This window comes from Cupriavidus sp. GW821-FHT02F09, from assembly GCF_059421605.1.
This window is the reverse complement of record NZ_JBWKVH010000011.1, coordinates 16,838-37,153: the sequence shown is the minus strand read 5'-3', so window position 1 is coordinate 37,153 and position 20,316 is coordinate 16,838. Positions and strand designations below refer to the sequence as shown.

The following is a 20,316-nucleotide window of genomic DNA, read 5'->3' as shown; positions in this document are numbered from 1 at the left end:
GGGCAGCGGCAGAGACAGCGGCGTCAGCGCGGCGCAAAGGCGAGCCAGTACGGGTCGCCGATCTGCCGGCCGGCGTCGCTGGTGGCCTCGACGATGCGCGCGCCAAAGCGCTGGACCATGGCATCGGTGAGGTCCTGCACCGGCATGGCGATGCCAAGGCCATAGATTTGCCGCGTGGTCGGATCGCGCAGCGCGGCGGAAATCCCCGCCACGTTCTGCACGAACTCGCCGCGCGACAGCGCCCAGCCGGTTTCCCGCGCTTCCTTCAGCCGCGCCAGCAGGTCCTTGCGCGTGCGCGGGATGTTGCCGCGCCGCACCTCGAAGCCGTCCTGCACCAGCGCCGTGACCTCTTCATCGGTCAGGCGCGACAGGATTGCCCGGCCGATGGACGAAGCATAAGCCGGCGCGCGCGACCCCGGCGGCGTGTAGACCTGCAGCGAGCCCGCGCCGGTGCGCATCTGGATGACGACCGAATCGGCACCGTCCAGCACGTTGATATAGCCGGTGTAGCCGGTCTCGCCGACCAGCTTGTCGAGCACGCCTTGCAGCAGCGTGAGCGCGGTATGCGAGGCGCGGAAGTGGTAAGAGGCCTCCATCACCACCGCGCCCGGCCGGTAGGCGCGCGAGACGCTGTCGCGCTCCAGGAAGCCGTACTCGGCCATCATGCTGAGCGTGCGCGAGGCGGAGCTCTTGGCCAGCCCGAGATGAGTCACCACGTCGGTCACCGTGATGTCGCTGCGGAGCTTGGCGATGAGCTTGAGGACATCGGCGGCATTAACGAGTGTGCTCATGAGGAATGGTTCGTTTTATGGATTGAGGTTCCAGAATATAGTCCAAGACCCATAGCGTCAATTTGGGATTCCCCTTAACAACCGCGACAAAGCCCGCGGCAACGCTCACGACAACGCTCAAGACAAGGCACGCATCGATGCACGCACAGACCACCCAAACCCATCCAACCCAGCCGCTGTCCGGCCGGACCGCCGTCATCATCGGCGGCACCTCCGGCATCGGCCGCGCCGTGGCCAGCCGCGTCGTCGCGGCCGGCGGCGCGGTGATCCTCGGCGGCCGCTCGCAAGACGCGCTGGATGCGGAACTCGCCCGCATCGAAGCTGCCGGCGGCGGCGCCTGCGGCCATGTGGTCGACATGGCGGAGCGCGAATCGGTCGCAGCGTTCTTCGCCAGGATTACCCGCCTCGATTACCTGTTCGCACCCGGCGCCACCTACCAGGTCGCGTCTATCCACAGCGATGACCACGATGCGGTGGAAAGCCCCTTTCGCAGCAAGTTCTGGGGCCAGTACCACGCCGTGCACGAAGCCGCGCCCAAGATCGCGCCGGATGGCGCCATCGTGCTGATGTCCGGCGCCGCCGGGGCGCGCCCGATCAAGGGCGCCTCGGCCTATGCGGCTTGCAATGCCGCCATCGAGGGCCTTGGGCGTTCGCTCGCGCTCGACCTGGCGCCGGTGCGGGTCAACAGCGTGTCACCAGGCACCATCGACAGCGACCTGTGGCAGCGCCGGCCTGCCGAGCTGCGCTCGCACGCGTTCGAGAGCTACAGCCGCAGCACCGCGCTTGGCCGGGTTGGCAACGTGGATGAAGTAGCGGATGCCGTGCTGTTCCTGTTCGGCAACGGTTATATGACGGGATCCACCTTGTTCGTCGATGGTGGCTACGTGCTGCCTTGAGCGCCGTCGTCCTCGCTGGAGTTGGCATACCATGCCGGAGTCCGCCGCGGGCCCACCGCCCGGCATCGATGGCGGCGACGCATTCAAGGAGAGGCAAGATGGACTATGTAAGGTTTGGCGCGACGGGACTGAAAGTCTCCCGGCTGTGCCTGGGCTGCATGACCTACGGCGTGCCCGAGCGCGGCAACCACCCCTGGACGCTTGGCGAGCCAGCCAGCCGCCCCCTGATCCGGCAGGCGATCGAGGCTGGCATCAACTTCTTCGATACCGCCAACGTGTATTCCGACGGCACCTCCGAGGAAATCGTCGGCCGCGCGTTGAAAGACTTCGCCAGCCGCGACGACGTGGTGATCGCCACCAAGGTCCACGGCCGCATGCGCCCCGGCCCGAACGGGGCCGGCCTGTCGCGCCGCGCCATCCTGGCCGAGATCGACAACAGCCTGCGCCGCCTGGGCACCGACTACGTCGACCTGTACCAGATCCACCGCTGGGATCCGCATACGCCCATCGAGGAAACCCTCGAAGCGCTGCACGATGTGGTCAAGGCGGGCAAGGCGCGCTATATCGGCGCGTCCTCGATGTATGCCTGGCAGTTCTCCAAGGCCATCTACACCTCGCGCCTGCGCGGCTGGACGCAGTTCGCCAGCATGCAGGACCATGTGAACCTGCTGAACCGCGAAGAGGAGCGCGAGATGCTGCCGCTATGCGCCGCCGAGGGCATCGCGGTGATGCCGTGGAGCCCGCTGGCGCGCGGCCGCCTGACCCGGCCGTGGCTTGCCGGCAGCGCCCGCGAGGAGAGCGACACGTTTGGCAAGACGCTGTACCGCGATACCGAGGCGTCGGACCGCAAGGTGGTGGAGCAGGTGCACGCCATTGCGCAGGCGCGCGGCGTGCCGGCTGCCCAGGTGGCGCTGGCGTGGTTGTCGCAGAAGCGGGAGATCACCTCGCCGATCATCGGCGCGTCCAAGCCGCACCATATCGAGGACGCCGTGGCAGCGCTCTCGCTCGGTCTCACCGCCGAGGAGATCGCCGCGCTGGAGGCGCCCTACGTGCCGCACGCGCCCGTGGGCTTCTGAGGCAGCAACGGCAAAGACGGAAGCAACGGCGATGACGGCGCCGGTGAACTACCGGCGGCCGGTCACTCGCCCGAGGGCCGCAGCGCGGCCGCGCCCGGCTCACGCGTGATCAGACGCAGCCCGCTGGCGATGCTGGCCACGCCCGCGAAGCCCGCGCCGATCGCCAGCGCCAGGGTGGGGCCGTGGCGGCCCGCAATGCCGAAGCTGAGCGCGACCAGCGCCGCACCGGTTGCCTGGCCGAGCAGGCGCGCGGTGGCAATCACGCCGCTGGCGCCGCCAGCGCGCTCGCGCGGCGCGCTCGACATCAGCGCCTTGAGGTTGGGCGACTGGAAGAAGCCGAAGCCCGCGCCGCAAATCGCCATGCGAATGCCAATATCCAGCGCGCTGGGATGCGCCGGCAGCAGCGCCAGCGACGCCATGCCCATGCACATCACCGCCAGCCCCACGCCGCCAAGCAAACCCGGCGCATAGCGGTCGGACAGCCGCCCGGCCAGCGGCGCCATCAGCGCCACCACCGCCGACCACGGCGTCATCAGGAAGCCCGTCTCGATCGGGCTGCGCCCCAGCACGCTCTCGAAGTAGAACGGCAGCGACACGAAGGCCAGCCCCTGCGCGGCGAACGAGCAGATCGCGGTCATGGTCGACAGCGCGAACATGGGCCGCTTGAGCAAATCGATGGGCAGCATCGGCGCGGGATGTCCACGCTCGCGGCGCAGCAGCAGCACGAACGCCACCAGGAACAAGGCCAGCGCCGCCAGCGACTGCCCCAGCGGCGCGCGTTGCGCGCCCTCGCCCAGCGCAAAGATCAGCGAGGCGAACATCACCACGTTGAGCCCCGCGGCGACGCGGTCAAAGCGGTGCGCGCCGCGCACCGTCTGGGGCAGCGCGGGCCAGGCGATGTAGAGCGCCAGCAAGCCGATCGGCAGGTTCACGGCAAACAGCCACGGCCACGGCCCCAGCGACAGGATGATCGAGGCCACCGTGGGCCCCACCGCAAACGACACGCCAACCACCAGCGCGTTGAGCCCGACGCCACGCCCGAGCCGATGCGGCGGAAAGATCGCGCTGATCAGCGCCGCGTTCACGCTCATGATGGCGCTGGCGCCCACGCCCTGCAGCAACCGGGCTGCCACCAGCGTGGGCAGCGACCAGGAAAGCGCGCAGACCACCGACGCGGCGATGAACAGCATCAAGCCGCCGAGATACACGCGCCGGTGCCCGACGATGCCGCCCAGCGCCGCGAACGGCAGCAGCGTGGCCACCATGGCGAGCTGGTAGGCGTTGATGACCCAGACGGATGCCGCCGGGGTGGCATGCAGCGAGGCCGCGATGTTGGGAAGTGCGGTGTTGGCGATTGCCGTATCGAGCGTAGCGAGTGAGACCGCCACCAGGATGGCGGCCATGCCGCGGCGCTCCAGCGACGTCATGGGCGCATCCGCCGCGCGAGAGGGGAGATTGGATTCTGCTGTGTTCGACACTGTCTTTGCCAGTTACCGCCGCGCCCGGGAAGCCGCGCGCGATGCGCCGGCGCCCTGCCCGATTGTTTGATACATGCACCATGGCTCACCCTCCCGATGCGAGAGAGGGCATGGCAAGCCGACACAATACGGGATAACGCGAATATCTGCAGGCGACGGCGTCGCCGGCAGATAGGCAAATGGCCGAGTTGACCGCCGAAAAGACCGCTAAGGCAGCGCCAGGCGACGCGCCTGCGCTATGCCGCCGACCACACCGCCAGCTCGTAGCCGTCCGGGTCGCGGAAGTGGAAACGCCGCCCGCCCGGGAACGAGAAGACCGCCCGGACCACGGTGCCGCCGGCCGCCTCCACGCCCTGCTGCGCCTGTGCCAGATCATCCGCGTACAGGATCACGAGCGGCCCGCCGGGGCGGACCTCTTCGCCGGTGGTGAAGCCGCCGGTCAGCCGGCCATCGCTGAACTCGCAGTAGGCGGGGCCGTAGTCGGTAAAGGTCCAGCCAAAGGCTGCGCCATAGAACGCCTTGCTGCGCGCGATGTCGCTGACGTTGAACTCGATGTTGTCGATCTGCCGGTCCTGGCCTCTGGTGCCCATGGCGAACTCCCTGGTGATGGATAAGGAACACCATTTTCACCCGGATGCCGCGGCAAAGCTTGAACAAAACGGCCAATCAAGCCTTTGGCGCGCACAACTGGCGCAGCAGGGCCGACGCCGTCATGCCGCACAGCGACTGGATCTCCCGGCTCAGGTGGGCCTGGTCGGCGTAGCCCGCATCCGCCGCGAGCGCGGCCAGCCCAAAGTCGGACCTGTCCGCCCTGCCTGCCCGGTTGCCTGCCCTGCCGCCTGCCCGCTGCGTCGATGCCAGCGCCAGCGACAGCGCACGCTGGAACCGCAGGATCCGCTCCAGCGTCTTCGCGCCGTAGCCGAAATGCTCGACGCTGCGGCGCCGCAGCGTGCGCTCGCCAAGGCCCAGCCGGCGCAGGAGCAGGGGAATCGTCTCGCCCGCCATGCCGGCGTTGGCCTGCACCAGCGCGAAGATGGCTGCCGCCTCGCGGCTCGGGGCGTCGACGCTCAACGCCGTCCGCGCCAGTTGGCTCTGGAATACTTCCACCTCGCGCCCTGCAGCCGCGGCCTCCTCCATCCTCCCGGCAAATTCCCGCCCACGCGCGCCCCACAGATCAGCCAGCTCGACCTGGCTCCCGACGATCTCCGACATGGGCAGGCCCAGCCAGGGCAGCGCCGCGCCCGGTTGAAAGCGCGCGCCCAGCACCACCACGCCGGGCGTCAGGTCCGGCCGGGCCGCGGTGATGTCAGGCCCGACCACCAGCAGCCGGCCGGCGCGCCAGAGCACATCCACGCAGCCGTCCGGCACGACGGCGATCGCACCGGCGTGGTCAGTTGGCAAGGCACTGGTCCACACGCACTGGAAGTGCGGCTGGAGTTCAGGCCGGGGCCGGGCTTCGCAGTAGTGCCCGACCGTGCCTGCCAGCGCGGGAATGTCCGGTGAATGTCGCGAATCCGGCTGTTGCATTACTCTGTGGGTCCCCGCAGACGTTGATGGCGATTCATGGCGATTAATGGCGATGGATTGCAATCCAGGCATGGCGCCGGAATTGGCATCGCCAGCCCCCCAAGGAGAGACGCATGAAAATTGGCCTGGTTTCGGACCTGCATCTTTCGGTCTATCCGATGGACTTTCCGAATCCCGATGTCGACGTGATGATACTGGCTGGCGACATCTGGCGCCCCCGGGAAGCCATGGCATGGGCCGCGGCCGCCACCCTGCCCACCCTGTACGTGGCTGGCAACCACGAGTTCTACGGCAGCGACCTGGCCACCACCATGGACGCCCTGCGCGCCGGCGCGGCCGGCACGCAGGTACAGGTGCTGGAGCGCTCGGAATGGCATTACCGTGGCGTGCGCTTTCTCGGCTGCACGCTGTGGTCGGACTACCGCTTGTTCTCCTCCCCGCAGCAGCGCGAAGATGGCCTGCGCGACGCCCAGTCACTGATGCGCGACTTCTCCCGCATCCGCGTTGCGCCGGATTTCGAGGAGCGCTTCACGCCCGCCACGTCGCAGGCGCTGTTCAGGGATTCGGTGGCCTGGCTGGCGCAGCGGTTCCAGGCGCCCCACGACGGCCAGACCGTCGTCATCACGCACTTCGCGCCGTCGCCGCTGAGCATCAGCCCCAAGTTCGCCGGCTCGCACCTCAACGCCAGCTTCGTCTCCGACCTGCGCCAGGAAATCGCGGCATGGCAGCCTGCGCTCTGGGTGCATGGGCATACCCATGACAGCTTCGACTATCGCCTGGGCGCCACCCGCGTGGTGTGCAACCCGCGCGGCTACGCACGGGATGGCAAGCTCGAAAACCCGGGTTTCAATCCGGGCCTTGTCATCGAGCTGTAAAGCAACGCCGGCCAGCAACCGCACCGAAGTTCGCGGCGCGAACGCCGGCGTGATGCGCACCGGACAAGCCACTTGGGATTTTCCCTTGGTTTGCGCTGCGTAATGCACTGCCAGACCTTTCGGCCCGCAGGGGCACTTCGCCATGGCAGAAGTTGTCTGCTAATGTCTGCTCCGCAGGAAATCAAGGCAGGCGACGCCCGCCGCATCCCCTGCGCCGCCCGGGCCGGCCACGCGCCGGCCCCTGGTCTGGCAAGCCCGAAAGACAGGAGATAAAGCAATGCAGCCTAAGGCTCTCGAACCGACGGAATCCGTACTTCTTGCTTTGATGGACAGCGTGCGCGAATGGCAGCGCGTGCTGGACCAGACTCTGTGCGATGCTGGACTCGACTATCCGAAATGGATCTTGCTGCGCGCTATCCGCCAGGAAGAGTTCGTTCGCCATGAGCCTTACCTGGGCCTGATGCTGATATCCGCGGCGCACTCGGAAAGCCTGCTGGACGCCTTGCACGCCGACGGCTGGATCGCATACGATCCCGCCGGCCAGCCGTTGATCCCCGCGCGCGCCGAGCCCAAGGTGGACCGCGTCTGGAAAGGGTTGAAGGCGCTCCACTCCGTCTCCGTGGCCCCCTTCAGCACCGAGGAACGCCACGCGCTGACGGCCTCGCTCAGGCGCATGAAGGCCACGTTGCACGACCACAGCGTGCGGCTTGGGCGCCAGGCGGAACGCCGGGTGGAACTGGCGCACTGAAAATAGATAAACAGACAAACAAACCAACAAACAACAAACCGGAACCCCGATGCTCCCTGCCGCACCCAGCGCCGATATGACGAATGACATGCCGCCTCCCGCCGTGGTCTGCCATTGGATAAGACGGCTGCTGCGGCGCGCGGAGCTGGCGCAAGATCCTCGGCGGGTGCAATTGGCGGCGCAAGACCCCGGTATTGCGCAAGCCGTCCGCTACGCTGCCGACCCCGCCTACATCACCGCGTATCCGGCCTGGCCCCGCGCCACGGCCTTGGCGCAGGCCGCCGGCCTGGGCGAAGCCGGCACGGAAATCCTGGCATTCCTGATCGCCGCCGAGACGTCCCCGCCGCTGCAGAGGTGCCTTGCCGCATTTGGCCCGTTGACGCAAGAGCGCATGGCTTCGGTGTTGGCCACGGCGCTGTACCGGCCAATGGCCGTCGTGACCCAGGGCCTTGCGACAGCCACCGCGCTTTGCCGCGCGGCACGGCTCGCCGCGGCGCCAGCCACGGCGAGCCTGTCCCAGGCATCCATGCCGAGCTAAGCCACGGCCACGCCTGCGAGCAGCCCGCCGGCCCTCATTGCCCGCCACCAAACAACGGCGACGCTTCGATGCGCTCAAGCATGCCGCGTGCCGCGCTGGTCAGCGGCCGGTTGGCCCTGACGATCAGGCGCGACTGCGCGGCCTCGAAGATGGGGTTGGTGGTGCGCAGCGCCACCAGCTCGCCCCTGGCGACTTCCGTCACCACGGAATTCGAGGAGGTGAAGGTCAGGCCAAGGCGGCACTCGACATAGCGCTTGAGCGTGAGGATGGAGTTGGCGACGAAGCTGGGCGTGAGAACAATGTTCTCGGACAGCTCGGCCATCTGGATCAGCTGGCGCAAACCGAATCCCGGCGCCATCAGCGCCACCGGATAACGCGCCACGTCCTTCAGGGCGGGCCGTTTGCGCTGCCGCGCAAGCGGATGGTCCGGCCAGGCGATCACGCACAGCGGATGCGTGCGCGCCGTGACCACGCGAACGGCGGGATCCGCGGGCGCGCCGAACAAGACGCCGATATGCGCGTCGTCGTGCGCCACCGCGCGCACGGCGTCGGAGGCGCCCGCCACCTTGAGCGAGACGCGGATGCCGGGATATTGCCGGCAGAACGCATCCACCACCCCGCTCATCAGGATATCCACAAAGCCCTCGCTGGCCACCAGCTGGATATCCCCGCGCTGCAGGCCGTTCACTTCATCGAGCCGGGCCATCAGCGCTTGTTCGCTGGCCTGGCGGTCGCGGCAATGGTCCATCACGATGGCGGCCACCTCCGTGGGCACGATGCCCCGGCCTTTGCGCTCCAGCAGCGCCACGCCTAGCTCGGTCTCCAGCAGCTGGATCTGCCGGCTGACGATCGACGGCTCCACGCCCAGTCGCTCGGCCGCGCCGCGCACCGACCCTGTGTTGACCGCTTCGAAGAAATACTGCAGGCGCCGCGCGCTCAGTCCGCCTTCCATGTTCCGTTCCTGTTTCACGTTTCCTGACTGGCTCAAACTCCGCCAATCGTTGCCAAATAGGCAACAATTTCCCGGCAAGCTTACATTGATTCGGACGACTGGAATTGCGAATAATGTGCGGGCGGCAAATCCGCGACCACGATCCCCTTCGAGCAAACAAAGCATGAAACCCTTCGCTTCAATCCTGGCAGCCGCAACCTTGGGCGTGCTCTGTCACCAGGCCGCGGGCGCGGCGCCGCAAGACCCCGCGTACCCGGTCAAACCCGTGAAGATCGTGGTCGGTTACGCGCCCGGCGGCTCCTCCGATGCCGTGGCGCGGCTGGTGGCCAACCGGCTTTCGGAACGGCTCGGGCAGAGCTTCGTGGTCGAGAACCGTCCTGGCGCGGCCAGCAATATCGCGGCGGCCGGCGTGGCGCGCTCGCCCAATGATGGCTACACCATCCTGCTAGGCTCCAATGCCAGCACCATCAATGTCTCGCTGTACAAGAAGCTGCCCTTCGACTTCCAGAAGGACTTCGCGCCGGTGGTGCTGCTCACGCGCTTCCCGAACATCATGGCGGTGAACCCGTCGGTGCCGGCCACGACGGTGGCGGAGTTCATCAGCTATGCCAAAGCGCATCCCAAGGGCATCTTCTTCGCGTCGTCCGGCGCGGGCTCGTCCACGCGCCTGTCGGCCGAGTTGTTCAAGATGATGGCGGGCATCCAGATGGAGCACGTGCAGTACAAGGGCAGCGCGCCGGCGCTGACCGACCTGATGGCGGGCCAGGTGCAGGTGATGTTCGATACGGCGCCATCGGTCATGCCCCTGATCAAGAGCGGCAAGCTGCGCGCGCTGGCCGTGACCAGCGCCAGCCCGCAGCCCTTCGCGCCGGAGATCCCCACCGTGGATGCGGGCGGGTTGAAGGGCTATGAAGTGGTGTCGTGGTATGCGCTCTTCCTGCCCGCTGGCACCCCGGGCAGCATCGTCGATACGCTGAACAAGGAAGTCAACGCGATCATGGCCGAGAAGGAAACCCGCGAGAAGCTCGCCGCGATGGTGGCGACGCCGGGCGGCGGCACGCCCGAGGCGCTGCGCCAGTTTGTCGGCTCGGAAATCACCAAATGGGGCGCGGTGGTCAAGGCCTCTGGCGCCACCGCGGACTAGGCCGGCAGATCATGCGCGTTTTTACCGGCTCGCTGGCCACCGAGACCAACACCTTCGCCCCGCTGCCGACCGCGCTCGATGCGTTCGTCGACCGCGGCTACTTTCCCGCAGGCACGCACCCGCCGGAGATGACCATGTTCAGCGGCCCGCTGTGGGCCGCGCGCGAACGCGGCCGCGCGCGCGGCTGGGTGGTGATCGAGGGCATGGCCGCGGGCGCGCAGCCCGGCGGCGTCACCACGCGTCACGCCTATGAGGCGCTGCGCGATGAACTGCTCGGCGACCTGCGGCGGGCGCTGCCCGTCGACATGGTGGTGCTGGGCCTGCACGGCGCCATGGTGGCCGATGGCTACGCGGACTGCGAGGGCGACCTGCTCACCCGCGTGCGCGCGCTGGTTGGCCCCGGCGTGGTGATCGGCGCCGAGCTGGACCCGCACTGCCACCTGTCGGATGACATGGTGGCGCATGCCGACATCCTGGTGGCCTACAAGGAATATCCGCACACCGATATCCGCGAGCGAGCGCTGGAGCTGGTGGACCTATGCGCGGCGCAGGTGGCGGGCCACATCGCCCCCGTGGCGGCGGTGGCCGACTGCGCGATGGTCGTCACCATCCGGACCAACCAGGAGCCGGCACGCAGCTACGTCGACCGGCTGATCGCACTGGAGGGACACGACGGCATCCTCTCGGTCTCCGTGGCACATGGCTTCCCGTGGGGCGACGTGCCAGACATGGGCACCAAGCTGCTGGTGTACGCGAATGGCGATGGCGCAGCCGCGCACCGGCTCGCGCGGCGCCTGGCCGACGAGCTGATCCGCATGCGCGAGACCCTGACGCCCGCTTACCCTGGCCCGGATGCGGCCATCGACCAGGCGCTGGCATTGGCCAAGGCGCCGGGCGGCGCGCCCGTGGTGATCGCGGATGCGGCCGACAACCCCGGCGGCGGGGCGGCGGGCGATGCCACGTTCCTGCTGCATCGCCTGCGCGCGCGTGGCATCGGCAACGTGGCGGTGGGCCCCTTGTGGGATCCCATCGCTGTGCGCATTGCCTTTAGTGCCGGTGTGGGCGCGCGGCTGGCGCTGCGCATCGGCGGCAAGGTCAGCCCGATGTCCGGCGAGCCCATCGACCTGGCTTGCACCGTGAAGGCGCTGGTTCCTGACATGATCATGACGGGGCTGTCGGGCGCGCCGGCGGCGGTGGGCAACGCGGCGCTGGTGGAGGCGGATGGCATCGAGATCGTGCTGATCACGCGGCGCGCGCAGGCGCTGGACACCGATGTCTTCACGCAGCTCGGCTGCCGGCTGTCCGAAAAGACGCTAATCATCGTCAAATCCGCGCAGCACTTCCACACCGCGTTCTCGCGGATCGCGCGCCATGTCATCTACGCGGACGCGCCAGGCTCGGTCTCGCTCAATTTGCGCTCCCTGCCCTATCGGCACATTCGCCGGCCCAAGTGGCCGATCGATGCCTGAACGAAAAAAGGCGGCGCACGCGCCCAGACGCGCGAGCGCCGCCTTCACGGCATCAAGCCTCCATCAACCTGCATCAACCTGCATCAAGCTTTCTTCACGCTTTCTTCACGCTTTCTTCACCCACGCACTGCACCAGCCCTTGGTCGCGACCTGCTTGCCGGCGAACAGCGGGCAGCCGCCGCTTGCGTCCGCCGCCTTGCCCTGGAAGAGCTGGCAGTTGCCGCAATGCTGGCTGGTGTCATGCTTCGGGTACTTGGCCTTGTCCACCTTGGACGAATCCGCCTTGTAGCCAAGGCCGACCGCCTGCGGGTCCTTTTCATCCACCATCGGGCCGCTTCCCTGCGCCCGGGCTGGCAGGGAGACACCCAGCGCGCCGGCCGCCGCGATGATCGGAATGCCTTTCAAGAAATGACGACGAGTTGACATCTTTAATCCTCTTTTTTCTGTGGGGGACAAACCGGACAGGGCCGCGCCTTGTGCAACCACGCAAGCCCCCGTCCGTCAACCATCGGCGCGCCCATGACGGCGCGCGCCAGATACCAGCCCGGACGCAGGCTACGCCCCAGCAAAAAACCAAGTGTCAGACACGTCGATTCAAAGTGCGCGCAGCCGGCACCCGGAGCCGCCATCGTGGCCGGCTCCAGGCTTGTATCCCGATTGAGTTTAGACGACGCCGATTACGTCGACGTTGCGCGTAGTCATGGAATGCGATCGATCCATGCCCTGCGCGCACCCGGAATCCGGCCGCAGGATCGTATGAGGCCGGATCAGGCAGGGAAGAACGTTCTAGCGCCGTCCGCCCACATCCACAATCGCCCCATTTGGCGCGACCATGTAGTAATCCGCGCCAATGCCAACCCAGTGGTGGCCCTTCGATGGCTTCGGCAGTTCGTGCGAACGCCAGTCATCCACCACATATTGGCGATCACGGTACTCCGCGGGGAGCCTGTCTCCCTTATGCCACTGGCCCGGCCCGCTACGCGCGTTGTCACGGTCGTCACCCGGCCGCCCACGGTCATCCCGGTGCGGCTGCGGCTGGCCCCGGTATTGGTAGCCACGGTCAGAGTCGCGGTCCGGCTGCGCAGAACTTTGGGCCGAAACCAGGAACCCGCCGGCGAGCATCACGCCCAACAGCAGTTTGCTTCTCACGGTTTTCGTCATCAGGCACTCCTTTTTATTAGCCGCTGTAGCCACGCTGGCCGCGGTGGCCGCGCTGGCCCTGGCAGGACATCGTCAACAAGGCCAAAAGCACGAACAGTCCACGCGAATGGCTTGTCGCCATGGACTGGCTCGCAACTTCGATGCCCGATTGAAGAATAGTGGCTGCGGCGCAGGATGCCGCCGAGAAGCGCCGCATCGGGCGCTCATCATGCTTGCGCGGAGGAAAAATGAAGTGCGGAGGGAGACAGGCAAGAACACGATGGCGGTAAATGCCCACCATCCGTGTAAGAAATACAAGCCGATTTGACCAGGACGCGGCACGCAAGCCGCGCCCGCATCACAAGGCCTGCCGCCGGCGATCAGGCGTGCGCGCCCTGCAGCGTGCCGGCAAAGCGGTGTGCCCAGGGGCGTCGTCGTCGGGGGTGGCTTCCAGCTTGAACTCGCCCACCGCGTTCTGCAACTGGTGCGCCTGTTCCGCCAGGGCAGACGCGGCGGCGGCGGCTTGCTCCACCAGCGCGGCGTTCTGCTGCGTGACCGCATCCATTTGCATCACGGCTTGATTGACCTGCTCGATGCCGCCGCTCTGCTGCGCCGATGCCACCGAAATCTCGCCCAGGATGGTGGTGACCTGGCTGGACGCCGTCACGATCTCGCGCATGGTCTGGCCGGCATGCTCCACCCGCGCGGAGCCGTTGCGCACCTGCTCAACCGAATCGCCGATGAGACCGCGGATTTCCTTGGCGGCCGCGGCGCTGCGCTGCGCCAGCGTGCGCACCTCGCCGGCCACCACGGCAAAGCCGCGCCCTTGCTCGCCCGCGCGCGCCGCTTCCACGGCGGCATTGAGCGCCAGGATATTGGTCTGGAACGCAATGCCCTCGATCACGTCGATGATGTCGACGACCTTCTTGGAGCTGGCGCTGATCGCCTGCATGGTTTCCACCACCTCGCCCACCACGGTGCCGCCGCGCTGCGCAATATGCGAGGCATTCGCCGCCAGTTCATTGGCCGCGTGCGCGCGCTCGGTATTCTGCCTGACCATGGCGGTCAGCTCGCCCATGCTCGATGCGGTTTCCTGCAGCGCCGAGGCCTGCTCCTCCGTGCGCTGCGAGAGGTCGGCATTGCCGGCGGCGATCTGCTTGGAGGCGTCGGAAATGGAATCGGTCGATTCCTTGATGCGGGTCACCAGGTCCGTGAGCATGTCCTCCATCTCGCCCATGCCGGCCAGCAAGCGGCCGAACTCGCCCTTGCGCTCGGTTTCGAATTCCTTGCTGAGGTCGCCGGAGGCCACGGTCTCGGCGATATAGACAGCCTCGCCTAGCGGCTCGGCGATACTGCGCGCAATGCCGTAGGTGAAGGCGGCGCCAACCAGAAGCGCGACAAGCCATAGGGTAAACATCAAGGTACGCGCGCCGTCGATGGCCTGCTGCGCGCCGCCGCCGCTCGCACCAGGCAGGCGGTCCAGCCCGGCCGCGATTGCCGCGGCCATCAAGAGCAAAACCACCGCGAATCCCACGCCAAGGCGCGTACGGATGGTCAGGTTGGCAAATGACATCATTGCTGCATCTCCCCTTTTTTATGTGGACTCCGCCTGCGTCGTCGCCTGGATAACGGCGATGCGCGCAGAAACTTTAGGAGAAATCCTGGATGCCTTTATCGGCTCCGTCCGCAAGGCCCGCTCAGCCGGGGAGATGGCCCGGCGCCGCCCCGTCGCCCGCGCGGCTGCCCGCGGGGAAATGCACGCCGGCGCGCTGGGCCGCCCGGACGATGTGATCCGACATGGCGCGCTGGGCCAGGCTGGCATCGCCCGCGGCCAAGGCGTCGATGATGGCGCAATGCTCGGTGTAGGTGGCATGGCGGCTGCCGCGCTGGTAGAACGGCAAGCGCTGGCTTTCCTGCATGACGTCAGTGCTGTTGCGCAGGATATCGGCGATGGCGCGGTTGCCGGCAATCGCGATGATGCGCATATGAAAATCAAAGTCCAGCCGGGCGGCCTGCGTGAAGTCGGACGCGTCGATGCACACCCGCATGGCCTCGGTGTTCTCGCGCAGGGCGTCGATGTCTTCCGGCAGCAGCGCCGCCGCGGCCAGCCCCACGGTGAAGCCCTCCAGCGCGAAGCGCAACTGGTAGATATCGGTCAGCGAATGCGATTTGGAGAAACGCCATGGCGGTGGTGCGCCGTCGCCAGCGTCGGCGGCCACGTACACGCCCTTGCCGGGGCGCGAGACCACCAGCCCGAGCCCCTGCAGCGTGGACAACGCCTCACGCAGCGAGGTGCGGCTGATGCCGAGCTGCTCCGACAGGTCGCGCTGCGAGGGCAACAGCGATCCGGCCGGATACTTGCCGCCCTCGATCCACTCGCGGATCAGGTTCGCGGCGTTGGCGGAGATGGCGGTAGCTGTGACCATTGGGTGCGATGAAGTCCTGCGCGGGATCGTGAAAGATGGAGGCCGGCGCTTGCCGCCGGATTGACGGCAAATTGTACTCGACGACCCGCCCGGAGCACGCCCCGGGCAGCGCCATCGCATACCTGCCTGACTTACTTGTTCACCAGCCGCGCCGGTACCGTATAGGTCAGCGCCGCGCCGCAAAGCAGCACGCCAGCCAGCACGAACATGGCCAGGTTGGTGCTCTGCGTCGCGTCCTTGATCAGGCCGATCATGTAAGGGCTGACAAAGCCCGCCAGGTTGGCAAACGAGTTGATCATGGCGATGCCGGCAGCGGCACCCGCGCCGGACAGCAGCGCGGTCGGCAGGCTCCAGAACAACGGCGAGGTGGCCAGGCTGCCGCCCGCGGCGAGCGCCAGTGCGGCGAGCGAGAGCACCACGTTGTCGCTGAAGATCGCGCTCAGCGCCAGGCCGGCTGCGCCGCAGCAAAACGGCACGATCAGGTGCCAGCGGCGCTCGCGCATGCGGTCGGAGCTGCGGCTGACCAGGATCATCGAACACACCGCGACGGAGAACGGGATGGCCGTCAGCAGGCCGATATTCAGCGCGCCGCTCACGCCGGCCTGCCGGATCAGGGACGGCAGCCAGAACGTCAGCCCGTACTGGCCCATCACCGTGCAAAAGCAGATGCAGGCCATCTTGATGATGCGGCGGTCCGAGAACAGCTGCCGCATGGTCATGTGCCCGCCTTTGGTGGCGTTCTCGTTGGCGATGTTGCGCTCCAGCAGGTCCTTCTCGCCCTGCGTGAGCCAGCGCGCCGAGCGGATGTTGTTGTCCAGGTAGGCCAGCACGGCCACGCCGACCAGCAGCGAAGGCAGCGCTTCGATCAGGAACATCCATTGCCAGCCGCGCAGCCCCGCCACGCCCTGCATGGACTCCATGATGAAGCCGGAGAGCGGGCCGCCAAAGATGCCCGACACCGGGATCGCGCACATGAACAGCGCCACCATGCGCGCGCGGCGGTGCGACGGGAACCAGTAGGTCAGGTACAGGATCATGCCGGGGTAAAAGCCAGCCTCGGCCGCGCCGAGCAGGAAGCGCAGCACGTAGAACTGCGTGGTGGTCTGCACGAACACCATCGCCGCCGAAATCACGCTCCACATGATCATGATGCGCGAGATGGTCGCCTTGGCGCCGATGCGGTGCATCAGCACATTGCTCGGCACTTCAAAGAAGAAGTACCCGATGAAGAACAGGCCTGCGCCCAGCCCGTAGGCGGACTCGCTGAACTGCAGGTCGCCAAGCATATGCAGCTTGGCAAACCCCACGTTGACGCGGTCCAGGTAGGCCACGACATAACAGAGCATCAGGAACGGCAGCAGGCGCCACGCAACCTTGCGGTAGACGGCGTTTTCCTGCGCCGCCGCCGCGCGGGCGGCGGCGGGCTCGGGGGCTAGCGATGGGGCGGTGGTCAGGGACACAGCGGTTTCCTCCTCAGGTGGCTCGGCTTGTTATCTCAACTGGTATTACCAGTCTGTTTTCTTGGAGATGGCGAAGGATACGTCCCAGCGTTTCTCTGGAAAAGCAGCGTAAACCCTGTGATAAAAGCGTCTTGACGCCAGTCGTTGACAATCGGATACTGGATCTACTGGTATTACCAGTTGATCCACGGAGGTTGGCCAAGCGCCTTCCCCGGCCACTTCTTACCCATGACAAGAGGAAAAAGGAAAAACGTGTCTGCTCCCGACGAGAAGGCGATCCAGCCCCCACTGCCATCCCAAGCGCCGGAGCGCCTGCGGGTGGAGCCACTGACCGTAGCCGCATTCGCCCCGTTTGGCGATGTCATCGAAAGCGAGGGGCGCGCGCCGATGGTGATCAATGGCGGCATGACGCTGCGCTACGACGACCTTGCCAGCGTTGACGTCGGCACGCAGGGCGGCCGGGCGCTGATCAGCTTCTTCGACGCGCAGCCTTATGCGCTGCCGCTCGGCATCCGCGCCATGGAGCGGCATCCGCTGGGCAGCCAGGCCTTCGTGCCCCTGGACGAGGCCGCCTTCCTGGTGGTCGTGGCGCCCGTTGGCGACCAGATCGACGAATCGGCCATCCGCGTGTTCGTCACCAACGGCAGGCAAGGCGTGAACTACAAGCGCGGCGCCTGGCATCACTCGCTGATCGTCACGCAAGGCACGGCGCGCTTCCTGGTGGTGGACCGCGGCGGCGAGGGCCACAACTGCGACGTCACCGAGCTGCGCGGCAACTACCTGGTGGCGGGGTAAAGGCGTCGTCGCCTGTTGCGAGCGGGGTCCAGGACTGCACCGGCTTGATCCCCCCTGCTGCCTGCTATGGGCGCAGCGGATCAGACTGGCGGCTTCGCAATGCCCTCAGTCCACCGTGATCTGGCGCTTGCGAATCACGCCGGCCCAGCGCGCGCTGTCCTGCTCAATCGTGGTGGCCAGTTCCTGCGGCGTGCCGCCGCTGGGCTCCATGCCGAGCGTGGCCAGCTTCTCCTTGAGCGCCGGGTTCGCCAGGACTTCAAGCGCCTGGTGATTGATGCGGGCGATCACCTCCCTGGGCGTGCCTGCCGGCGCCATCAGCGCATACCAGGATACCGCCTCGAACCTGGGGAAGCCCTGCTCGGCAATGGTGGGCACGTCGGGCATCACCGCCAGGCGTTTCTGGCTGGCCACGCCGAGCGCGTGGAGCTTGCCCGCCTTGACGTACGGCAACGCCGACGAGACCTGCGCGAACATCATGGTCACCTGGCCCCCAACCAGGTCGGTCATGGCCGGGCTCACGCCCTTGTAGGGAATGTGGTTGAGCTTGACCTTGGCGTCCAGCTGCAGCAACTCGCCCGCCAGGTGCGCCTGGCTGCCGGCCCCGGGCGAGGCAAAGGTCAGCTCGCCCGGCTTTTGCGCCGCCAGCTTGAGGAGATCCGCGAGGGAAGCGGCAGGGACGTTGGCACCGACCACCAGCACGTTCTGCGCCGTCGCCAGCATCGTCACCGGCACCAGGTCTTGCGCCTTGTACGGCAGGCTGCGGAACAGTGAAGGATTGACGGCGATATTGCCCACCGGCACCACTGCCAGCGTATAGCCATCCGGCGCGGCCTTGGCCGCCTGCTCCACGCCAATGGTGCCGGCCGCGCCCGCCTTGTTCTCCACCAGCACGCTTTGGCCCCACGCCTTGGACAGCCCCTCGCCCACGACCCTGCCGAGCACGTCGGCGGGCCCGCCCGCCGGGAACGGCACGATCAGCCGCACCGGCTTGGACGGATAGGCCTGGGCGCTGGCCAGCATCGGCAACCCGGCAGCCAGCAATGTCATCAGGAAACGCTTCATCGACAATTCTCCACGTCAGTCGGACTATCAGGAAATCACAAAAACGGGCTCCCGGGCACGGTCAGGCCGCGCGCAAGCCGCGCTCGCTGCCGTGGCGGTCATGGACGCTGCTCCCAGGCGTCAAGGGTGCCGGTCAGCGCAAAGCCCGCGTGGTCGGCTTCGCTGGCGTAGCGCGCCAGCACGTCATAGTCCTGCGCGGTGACGCAAGCAAAGCGCGCCAGCCGCAATTGCGCGAGCCAGCCCGCGCAGGCCGGGTCGCGATGCAGGTCCAGCAGCACGGCGCGCACGCGCGCCACGGCGGCGTCGCCGGCCTGCGGCGCGGCCACCAGCGGCGGGATCGGAGACGCCGGCGTCACCGCCACGCTGCGCACCTTCGCCATCAGCTCAGGGACATGCATGCGCAGCAGGTCCAGCACATAGCTGTCGACCACGCCAACCTCGGCATCGCCGCCGATCACTGCGTCGATCACCTGGCGCGGCGTGGGGGTTGGTGCCGCCGTTGGCCGGAACAGCGTGGCAGCGCCAGCGGCAGCCTTTGCCATCAGGTAGTGCCGCGGCGCATTGAAGCCGGAGTTCGATTCCGGCAACATGCAAGCCAGCCGGCCACCAAAGGCCGGCTCCAGGGTGGCGAACGCCGCATCGTCGCGCACGATGAACTCGGTGAAGTATTCCGGCCGGTCCCCATAGCGCGGCAGCGATGGCACCGGCGCCGCCAGCAGGCGATGCCGGCTGCCCGTGCTGACGAACGGGAACCCGCACATGAAGACGCAGCCGCAGTCCGGCCGCGCCCACAGCGCGCTGACCGGCGCCGGCGCGGCATGCTCGACGTACGTCCACGCCACGCCGGCGCGCTCGCCCACGTAGGCAAACAACGCACGCCACGCCTGGGCCACCGGCGCGGCCACCGCATACATGCGCGCGTTGGCGATCATGCGTAGACGAGCTGCTGGCCAATGCCCATGCGCTCGGCCTTCTTCATGATGGCGTGGCCAAGCGCGATATCGCTCAGCGACAGGCCTCGGTGCCAGAACAGGTTGGTCTCGTCATCGCTCTGGCGGCCCGGCTTGCGGCCCGCGACGATATCGCCAAGTTCCGCGTGCAGCGTCTGCTCGGACAACCTGCCCGCCTCCACATGCGCGCGCAGCGAGCCGAACATGCCGCCCTTGCACTGCGCCCAGTCGTCCACCACCAGCTTGCTCATGATGTCGGTCAGCGACAGCTCCACCGCGCTCATGGTCCCGTACGGCACCACAAACGCGCCCGGCTTGATCCACTCGGTCTTGAGCAGCGGCGTGGGCTTGTCCAGCCGCGACGCCTCGACCACGATGTCCGCGCCCCGCACGCACGACTCCCAGTCCTGCGTGACGATGACCTTCTTGCCAAGATCCTTCTCCAGCCGCGCGGCGAACGCGTCGCGGCTTTCCGGGCGGCGCGAATGCACCCGGATCTCGTCGAAGTCGAAGAGGCTGTCGAGCAGGCGCACATTCCAGTACGACGTGCCGCGCGCGCCGATATGGCCAAGCACCTTGCTGTTGCGTCGTGCCAGGTGGCGAGCGCCAAGCGCGGTCACCGCGCCGGTGCGCGCATCGGTGATGAAGGTCGCGTCGATCATCGCCACCGGCATGCCGGTGCGGGGGTCGAACAGGTTGAGCATGGCCATCTCCGATGGCAGGCCCAGCTTGTAGTTGTCGACGTAGTCACCGACGATCTTCACGCCGGCCAGCCCCAGGGGCGCCACATAGCCCCGCAGCACGTTGAAATGGCCATTGAATGCCGGGTCTGGAATCAGGTGCACGCGCGGCTCGATCACCGTCTGCTTGTTGCCTTGCGCCAGCAGGCCCTGCTCGACCGCGTCGAGGATTTCCTTGTCGGTCATCGCGAGCTTCGCAATGTCTCGGCCGTTGATGTAAGTCAGATGGATGTCGCTCATGTTCTCTCC

At 67.2% G+C, this 20,316-nt stretch carries 21 protein-coding genes; 8 read left to right on the top strand and 13 right to left on the bottom strand.

The window, feature by feature from the left end; genetic code table 11:
* Window positions 1–23 precede the first annotated feature (23 nt).
* On the bottom strand, window positions 24–791 hold the full coding sequence (locus AC07XB_RS14845) for an IclR family transcriptional regulator (protein WP_150986080.1): 768 nt from the start codon (window positions 789–791) through the stop codon (window positions 24–26).
* Between the two features lie 137 nt (window positions 792–928).
* Here AC07XB_RS14845 and AC07XB_RS14840 point away from each other — a divergent pair, with 137 nt between their 5' ends.
* Together AC07XB_RS14840 and AC07XB_RS14835 are read left to right on the top strand one after the other, a co-directional pair.
* Entirely contained in the window at window positions 929–1,687 is a 759-nt protein-coding gene (locus AC07XB_RS14840; RefSeq protein WP_492826878.1) for an SDR family oxidoreductase, read from the top strand.
* A 98-nt stretch (window positions 1,688–1,785) separates the two neighbouring features.
* Entirely contained in the window at window positions 1,786–2,763 is a 978-nt protein-coding gene (locus AC07XB_RS14835) for an aldo/keto reductase (protein ID WP_492811221.1), read from the top strand.
* 62 nt (window positions 2,764–2,825) lie between these two features.
* On the opposite strand, the gene AC07XB_RS14830 is transcribed toward AC07XB_RS14835, so the two are convergent.
* The 3 genes from AC07XB_RS14830 to AC07XB_RS14820 all read right to left on the bottom strand — a co-directional run bounded on the left by AC07XB_RS14830 (window position 2,826) and on the right by AC07XB_RS14820 (window position 5,768).
* Window positions 2,826–4,190: an MFS transporter gene (locus tag AC07XB_RS14830; protein ID WP_492826876.1), complete on the bottom strand. Its 1,365-nt coding sequence runs from the start codon at window positions 4,188–4,190 to the stop codon at window positions 2,826–2,828.
* 287 nt (window positions 4,191–4,477) lie between these two features.
* Window positions 4,478–4,831: a VOC family protein gene (locus tag AC07XB_RS14825; protein ID WP_492372244.1), complete on the bottom strand. Its 354-nt coding sequence runs from the start codon at window positions 4,829–4,831 to the stop codon at window positions 4,478–4,480.
* A 76-nt stretch (window positions 4,832–4,907) separates the two neighbouring features.
* Window positions 4,908–5,768, bottom strand: a complete 861-nt coding sequence (locus tag AC07XB_RS14820) for a DUF6597 domain-containing transcriptional factor (RefSeq protein ID WP_493688074.1) — start codon at window positions 5,766–5,768, stop codon at window positions 4,908–4,910.
* Between the two features lie 113 nt (window positions 5,769–5,881).
* On the opposite strand from AC07XB_RS14820, the gene AC07XB_RS14815 reads away from it, so the two are divergent.
* The 3 genes from AC07XB_RS14815 (at window position 5,882) to AC07XB_RS14805 (ending at window position 7,929) form a co-directional block, all read left to right on the top strand.
* Window positions 5,882–6,643: a metallophosphoesterase gene (locus AC07XB_RS14815; protein ID WP_492372245.1), complete on the top strand. Its 762-nt coding sequence runs from the start codon at window positions 5,882–5,884 to the stop codon at window positions 6,641–6,643.
* Between the two features lie 277 nt (window positions 6,644–6,920).
* The gene (locus tag AC07XB_RS14810; protein ID WP_492811215.1) at window positions 6,921–7,391 is read left to right on the top strand and encodes a MarR family transcriptional regulator; all 471 of its coding nucleotides are present in this window, start codon (window positions 6,921–6,923) and stop codon (window positions 7,389–7,391) included.
* A gap of 49 nt (window positions 7,392–7,440) precedes the next feature.
* Window positions 7,441–7,929 (top strand): hypothetical protein, encoded by a 489-nt coding sequence (locus AC07XB_RS14805; RefSeq protein ID WP_492372247.1) that lies wholly within the window; start codon window positions 7,441–7,443, stop codon window positions 7,927–7,929.
* 34 nt (window positions 7,930–7,963) lie between these two features.
* Here the strand turns inward: AC07XB_RS14805 and AC07XB_RS14800 are convergent, their stop codons facing one another.
* Complete coding sequence (locus AC07XB_RS14800) at window positions 7,964–8,881, bottom strand: LysR family transcriptional regulator (protein ID WP_492372248.1); 918 nt, start codon at window positions 8,879–8,881, stop codon at window positions 7,964–7,966.
* A gap of 163 nt (window positions 8,882–9,044) precedes the next feature.
* Between AC07XB_RS14800 and AC07XB_RS14795 the strand changes: the two genes are divergently transcribed.
* Both AC07XB_RS14795 and AC07XB_RS14790 read left to right on the top strand, forming a co-directional pair.
* Window positions 9,045–10,025 (top strand): tripartite tricarboxylate transporter substrate binding protein, encoded by a 981-nt coding sequence (locus AC07XB_RS14795; protein ID WP_183033087.1) that lies wholly within the window; start codon window positions 9,045–9,047, stop codon window positions 10,023–10,025.
* An 11-nt stretch (window positions 10,026–10,036) separates the two neighbouring features.
* Window positions 10,037–11,494: a M81 family metallopeptidase gene (locus tag AC07XB_RS14790; RefSeq protein WP_492372250.1), complete on the top strand. Its 1,458-nt coding sequence runs from the start codon at window positions 10,037–10,039 to the stop codon at window positions 11,492–11,494.
* Window positions 11,495–11,599: 105 nt separating this feature from the next.
* On the opposite strand, the gene AC07XB_RS14785 is transcribed toward AC07XB_RS14790, so the two are convergent.
* The 5 genes from AC07XB_RS14785 to AC07XB_RS14765 form a co-directional block, all read right to left on the bottom strand.
* Window positions 11,600–11,920: a high-potential iron-sulfur protein gene (locus AC07XB_RS14785; protein ID WP_492372251.1), complete on the bottom strand. Its 321-nt coding sequence runs from the start codon at window positions 11,918–11,920 to the stop codon at window positions 11,600–11,602.
* Between the two features lie 360 nt (window positions 11,921–12,280).
* Window positions 12,281–12,655: an RcnB family protein gene (locus AC07XB_RS14780; protein WP_492372252.1), complete on the bottom strand. Its 375-nt coding sequence runs from the start codon at window positions 12,653–12,655 to the stop codon at window positions 12,281–12,283.
* Between the two features lie 337 nt (window positions 12,656–12,992).
* Complete coding sequence (locus tag AC07XB_RS14775; protein WP_492826873.1) at window positions 12,993–14,210, bottom strand: methyl-accepting chemotaxis protein; 1,218 nt, start codon at window positions 14,208–14,210, stop codon at window positions 12,993–12,995.
* 121 nt (window positions 14,211–14,331) lie between these two features.
* Entirely contained in the window at window positions 14,332–15,060 is a 729-nt protein-coding gene (locus AC07XB_RS14770; protein ID WP_174428415.1) for a FadR/GntR family transcriptional regulator, read from the bottom strand.
* Window positions 15,061–15,191: 131 nt separating this feature from the next.
* A complete protein-coding gene (locus AC07XB_RS14765; RefSeq protein ID WP_492372283.1) occupies window positions 15,192–16,514 on the bottom strand; it encodes an MFS transporter in 1,323 nt (440 codons plus the stop codon).
* 258 nt (window positions 16,515–16,772) lie between these two features.
* Here AC07XB_RS14765 and AC07XB_RS14760 point away from each other — a divergent pair, with 258 nt between their 5' ends.
* Window positions 16,773–17,315 carry an ureidoglycolate lyase gene (locus AC07XB_RS14760; protein ID WP_492826871.1) on the top strand — a complete coding sequence of 181 codons (543 nt, stop codon included), beginning with the start codon at window positions 16,773–16,775 and terminating at the stop codon, window positions 17,313–17,315.
* A 105-nt stretch (window positions 17,316–17,420) separates the two neighbouring features.
* On the opposite strand, the gene AC07XB_RS14755 is transcribed toward AC07XB_RS14760, so the two are convergent.
* From AC07XB_RS14755 to AC07XB_RS14745, 3 genes are all read right to left on the bottom strand, one after another.
* Window positions 17,421–18,377 (bottom strand): Bug family tripartite tricarboxylate transporter substrate binding protein, encoded by a 957-nt coding sequence (locus AC07XB_RS14755; protein WP_492826869.1) that lies wholly within the window; start codon window positions 18,375–18,377, stop codon window positions 17,421–17,423.
* A gap of 98 nt (window positions 18,378–18,475) precedes the next feature.
* Window positions 18,476–19,309 (bottom strand): phosphate/phosphite/phosphonate ABC transporter substrate-binding protein, encoded by an 834-nt coding sequence (locus AC07XB_RS14750; RefSeq protein ID WP_492372256.1) that lies wholly within the window; start codon window positions 19,307–19,309, stop codon window positions 18,476–18,478.
* Entirely contained in the window at window positions 19,306–20,307 is a 1,002-nt protein-coding gene (locus tag AC07XB_RS14745; RefSeq protein WP_492372257.1) for an ornithine cyclodeaminase family protein, read from the bottom strand. Before AC07XB_RS14745 ends, AC07XB_RS14750 begins: the two co-directional genes overlap by 4 nt.
* Between the last annotated feature and the right edge of the window lie 9 nt (window positions 20,308–20,316).